The following is a 4639-nucleotide window of genomic DNA, read 5'->3' on the forward strand; positions in this document are numbered from 1 at the left end:
AAAAAATATTATCTCTAGCATGAGTCATAAGGGTTGTTGTTATGATAACTCACCTGCAGAAAGCTTTTTCAGCTCACTCAAAAGAGAGCTACTTATTGATCCTTCACAACACTCTGCTCAACAATCTAGAACTGCCATATTTGAATACATTGAAATTTTTTATAATAAACAACGACGTCATTCTACTATTAACTATTGCATCCCTGAACAATTTGATGCATCATTTTCATGACAAAAACGTCTTAACTTCCTCTCTACTTTTTCTGGGTAAGGTCAGTGTCATCAGAATAGCCCCTTTTTTGTCATCCCAGTGCCCAAGCAACAAGGACAACATTGCAAATTTAGAGTTCAAGAGGGTTATTCCTCGAGAACTACTGCGTCAGAAAGCTGGCGTTGAATTTGTATATAATGTTGATCTTGGAGGTTTTTATGAATAATAGTGAGAGAAAAGAGAAATTAGAAACTCGTATTCTATCAAGCAGAGGTAGGTCTTTGCTTGACCATGAGCTACTGGAACGTAATCTATCTGAATACACAGAAGGAAGAGAAGTTGCCAAAAAGCTAATGGAGCTCTTTAGTAGTTTAGGAAGGGTAATTAATGCTGATCTTCACGAGCTAAAAAATGTTACAGGAATGAACGATGGAGCAATAGCAAATATCTTTTGCCTGAAAGAGATTTTCGATAGGATATTGAAAGGTAAGTTAAAAAAGCTGTCGATTCTTGATAATAGAGAAGAGCTACTAAAATACTTTAAAGCAGCAATAGGACAGTCACGAAAGGAAAGCTTACGAGTGGTATACTTAGATCGAAGTGGTCATTTAATATATGAGTATGTTCAAGACTGTGGAACTATAGATAGAGTGCCTCTATATGTGAGGGAAATAATAAAACAGGGATTACTGATTGACGCATCATCTGTTGCAATTTCACATAATCATCCAAGTGGAGATATAGAGCTATCTAAAGAGGATGAAGATAACACACTTACATTAGCTGCAACCTGTGAAAATGTAGGAATGAAATTAATAGATCATATAATCGTAACACAGAAGAGCCATTTTAGTTTTTATGACAGTGGTTTATTGTAATCTGTAGACCGGAAGGAAAGTTCTCTAGCTTTCCTTCTTTTTTTCCACTTCATAAATTAAAAAATTCAATATAAGCTTGAACAGCTAAAATTAGTAATAAAAAGTGGAATTAGGCAAAAAAATAAAGGAACTTAGGTTATACTGTGGTTTAACACAAACTGAGTTAGGAAAAAGAATAGGTGTTTCATATAGGCAGATACAAAGGTACGAAAATGGTTCAAATTGCATTTTAGCCAGTAGACTATATGACTTAGCAAAAGCTCTATCGATTAATGTCGCTGATTTTTTTACTGATGTGCATACAGGCTTACATGAAGCTTACGACGAAGAAATACTAAAATTAGTCAAAGGATATAACGAAATTAAGAGCAAAAGATTACGTAGTGTAGTTTATACGTTAGTAAAATCTTTTTCTCAAGGTTACAATGAAAGTTAGTATTGCCTTAATATATGAGTTAAGATATTAATGAATGATTGCGCAAGTTGAACAACATCCTATTGATAAACAAATAGGGGAAAGAATAAGGAAAAGAAGGCTAATGTGTGGCTTTAGCCAAAGAGACCTAGGAAAAAAGCTTGGAATTTCATTTCAGCATATACAAGGATATGAAACTGGAGAAGTAAGGCTTGTAGTTGATAGGTTGTATAATTTGGCAGAAGCTTTGTCAGTTGATATGTCATATTTTTTTACAAAAGCCTCTGAGGATTTACATGATAAGGCCTTCCATAGAGATACAAGTAGTAAAGAAATATCAAGGCTAGTGAGGGAATACAGGAAAATTAAGGATGGAACGTTGCGTGATATTATTCATTCAGTGATAAAGGCTCTTACTAATAGATAGGTATAGTAGTGCTTCATAAGCAAGAATAGCCTTCTTGCGTTCTACTCCCCAGCGGTACTTATGAATTTTTCCAGACTTACGAATAACACGATGGCATGGTATTAAGTAGGAAATTGGATTGTTAGCAATTGCATTTGCGGTAGCACGTATGGCCTTTGGCTTACCAATTATATGAGCAATATTGGCATAGCTTGTTGTTGTAGCTGTGGAAATCGAAATCAATGCTTGCCAGACTTTAATTTGAAAGTCTGTTCCTCTAACAAGCAAAGAAAATGATCTCTCAGGTATTTGTGTGTCAAAAATATTGCGTACAATTTTTGCCGTTGTTAGCCTATCTTCTTTCAGGTAGGCTTGTGGCCACTCTTTTTCAAGTATCTTAATAGCTGAAGTTTCAAAATCACAAAAAGAAAGGTGACAGATGCTTTGTGTTGTAACTCCAATAAGTGCTTTTCCAAAAATAGTAGAGTGGTAACCATATAAAATATCGATAGATTCTTTATTTTTTCCAGGTGTTATAACCTGATATTTAGCCATACTTAAGAAATCAGTACTGATACAGTTTAAATTGATTTATATTAAAATTAAAGAGTTCAAACGCTACGCAAGACCAATCCACCCCGCAGCGGTTTTGGTTGCTGGAAGTGACTATATTATTTGAGTTTTTAATAACATATGATACTAGGTTAACAATAATTAATTTTAAAGTAAAAAGAAAATTCAAGGAAAACTTATAGTAAATTTTTATATATTTTACTACCACACTCTTAACCATATATTAGCATTATACCACTAGATTTGACACATAAACTCTCAATAACCCTTATCTACCAGGAAGATCATCTGCAGAACTATGCCCTAAGTTGTCTTTTATACGAAGAACATCCTTAACTGATATAAGAGTATTTGGCCTCTGCGCACGATCATTGAAGATGGCGTACGTTAAAACTACTGTATCCCCGTCGGTAATACGCTTATATCCTCTAGCATTAAAATAACTACCTAGCTGAGTATTTGCTTCTACAATTTTTCGCTGTAGCTCTCCAGTACCAGCAAACTTTAACTCTATTACAATTGGATGGGTACCATCTCTCGCTTCCACAGATCTTAACAGAACCAAGTCCACTTTCTGCTTGTTGCACTAAAGTATAGCCAAATTCTCGTGCCTTTTTGATCAAATTTTTTACAGCTCTCTCCTTATATCGTGTTTCATAGTATTCCATTCCTTTTTCTACATATTCTTGTCCGTATTTGAGCATACTATAAAATATGCATGCTATTTTTCTTGCAGTAGCTGTTATTGCTTTTGGTGCTCCTAATCGTTTTTTTAATCTCCTGTAGTATGCACCCAATGAACTTTTACTATTTCCTACAGAATTAGCAGCCATTCGAAATGCATTCGCAGCACGATTAATGACTTTACGCGTTCTTGTGCTAAACACTTTTTCTCCTGTAATTTTATTGGCAGGGCTGAGTCCTAACCACGATGAAAAGTGTTTTTCTGTTGACCATTTATTATGGTTTATACCAGTTTCTGAAATTATAGTCTGTATACTTAGTATATCAAGCCCTGGAACTTTAGTAAAATCCATACCAGTTATTCGGTGCAGTTCCTCGTGCAAAGCAAAGTCAGGCTTACTTTTTCTGTGCTTATTCTTTTCCTTACTCAACTGTTTACTTTCGTTAGATTTTGTTTCAAACGTTTTGTAATAGACCTCAATATTTCTATCACATTCTGCTATTTTTTCTTGATAAATATTATATAGTTCAAATTCTTGCTTTAGCGTGAATACATGTTCCTCTCTATAATCGCCAGCTAACGCTTTTGCTATAGTAGACTGATCATTTTTTATTCGTGCATCCCTGAATTGAGCCAATTTCCCAGAATCTCTTTCGCCTTTAATTATAGCCTTGATAATTTTCATACCAGTTACTCCTGTTATATCTCTTATAACTCTATGCAGTTGTATATTCATTTGAATTAATGCCTTCTGCATACGCAGAACATGTGTAGATGCACTTTCAGTGAGGTTCTTACGTTGTCGCACGTAACTACGCAATACACATATCTGGCTATCTGGCCTAAATGACCCTTGGAGTAATCCATAACTATGTAGTTGTTGTAACCACTGACAGTCCTGAACATCTGACTTTCTCCCAGGTACATTTTTTACATGTCGCGCATTTACCAACTTAACTTCAAAACCGTAAGATTCCAGTATTTGAAACAAAGGAATCCAATATACACCAGTTGATTCCATCGCTACGGTTGTAACTTTACACTTTTTTAACCACCTTGCTAAATTATGAAGGTCTTCAGTGAAGCAGCCAAATTTTTGAACACGTTGCTCATCTCTTCTCTCGGGTATACATACATAATGTACAGCCGAACCAACATCTATCCCTGCTGCATCAGGATTCATTACCTCTAATTTACTTTTTGTCATTGTAATTGACCTCCTATAACTTATAATGAAGAAGTATTTAAGCTTGGGACGGTTAGATTATACAATCTTCTAATCGAGGTAGTCGTAATAGACTCCATCAGTGGTTTAACCGTTCCTCCAAAACCATGCTCCCAAACGGGCACTCTAGCACCATTGAGCGTCCGGTTATAACTGCAAAAATACTTCTTAATAAATTATATTTAAAAATTGTTATAGCACTGGATAAAATAGTTTCTTTCAGGTTTAACAAGATTTTTCCTTGTT

At 35.0% G+C, this 4639-nt stretch carries 6 protein-coding genes and 1 pseudogene; 5 read left to right on the forward strand and 2 right to left on the reverse strand.

The features are described 5' to 3' along the window. From OZD67_RS01785 to OZD67_RS01805, 5 genes are all read left to right on the forward strand, one after another. Positions 1-232 (forward strand): IS3 family transposase (locus tag OZD67_RS01785; protein ID WP_274999630.1); only part of this gene is annotated, 232 nt, incomplete at its 5' end. Then, on the forward strand, positions 216-437 hold the full coding sequence (locus OZD67_RS01790) for a hypothetical protein (protein WP_182182663.1): 222 nt from the start codon (positions 216-218) through the stop codon (positions 435-437). The genes OZD67_RS01785 and OZD67_RS01790, both read left to right, overlap by 17 nt. Continuing rightward, on the forward strand, positions 430-1089 hold the full coding sequence (locus tag OZD67_RS01795) for a JAB domain-containing protein (protein WP_182182662.1): 660 nt from the start codon (positions 430-432) through the stop codon (positions 1087-1089). Before OZD67_RS01790 ends, OZD67_RS01795 begins: the two co-directional genes overlap by 8 nt. Positions 1090-1192: 103 nt before the next feature. Beyond that, the gene (locus tag OZD67_RS01800) at positions 1193-1525 is read left to right on the forward strand and encodes a helix-turn-helix domain-containing protein (protein WP_182182661.1); all 333 of its coding nucleotides are present in this window, start codon (positions 1193-1195) and stop codon (positions 1523-1525) included. Positions 1526-1559: 34 nt separating this feature from the next. Further along, positions 1560-1931, forward strand: a complete 372-nt coding sequence (locus tag OZD67_RS01805) for a helix-turn-helix domain-containing protein (protein ID WP_182182660.1) — start codon at positions 1560-1562, stop codon at positions 1929-1931. Here OZD67_RS01805 and OZD67_RS01810 read toward each other — a convergent pair. Both OZD67_RS01810 and OZD67_RS01815 read right to left on the reverse strand, forming a co-directional pair. Then, positions 1902-2465 carry a methylated-DNA--[protein]-cysteine S-methyltransferase gene (locus OZD67_RS01810; protein WP_182182658.1) on the reverse strand — a complete coding sequence of 188 codons (564 nt, stop codon included), beginning with the start codon at positions 2463-2465 and terminating at the stop codon, positions 1902-1904. The genes OZD67_RS01805 and OZD67_RS01810 overlap by 30 nt on opposite strands. A 590-nt stretch (positions 2466-3055) precedes the next feature. Then, positions 3056-4381, reverse strand: a pseudogene (locus tag OZD67_RS01815) (IS110 family RNA-guided transposase); the annotation flags it as partial. Positions 4382-4639: the final 258 nt, after the last annotated feature.

It is taken from the genome of Wolbachia endosymbiont of Drosophila nikananu (genome assembly GCF_028981865.1).
GTDB lineage: Bacteria > Pseudomonadota > Alphaproteobacteria > Rickettsiales > Anaplasmataceae > Wolbachia > Wolbachia pipientis_B.

Bases quoted from the DNA above. Each gene is read 5' to 3' on its own strand.
- OZD67_RS01790 (WP_182182663.1), top strand. From the start codon at position 216: ATGCATCATTTTCATGACAAAAACGTCTTAACTTCCTCTCTACTTTTT.
- OZD67_RS01795 (WP_182182662.1), top strand. From the start codon at position 430: ATGAATAATAGTGAGAGAAAAGAGAAATTAGAAACTCGTATTCTATCA.
- OZD67_RS01805 (WP_182182660.1), top strand. From the start codon at position 1,560: ATGATTGCGCAAGTTGAACAACATCCTATTGATAAACAAATAGGGGAA.
- OZD67_RS01810 (WP_182182658.1), bottom strand. From the start codon at position 2,465: ATGGCTAAATATCAGGTTATAACACCTGGAAAAAATAAAGAATCTATC.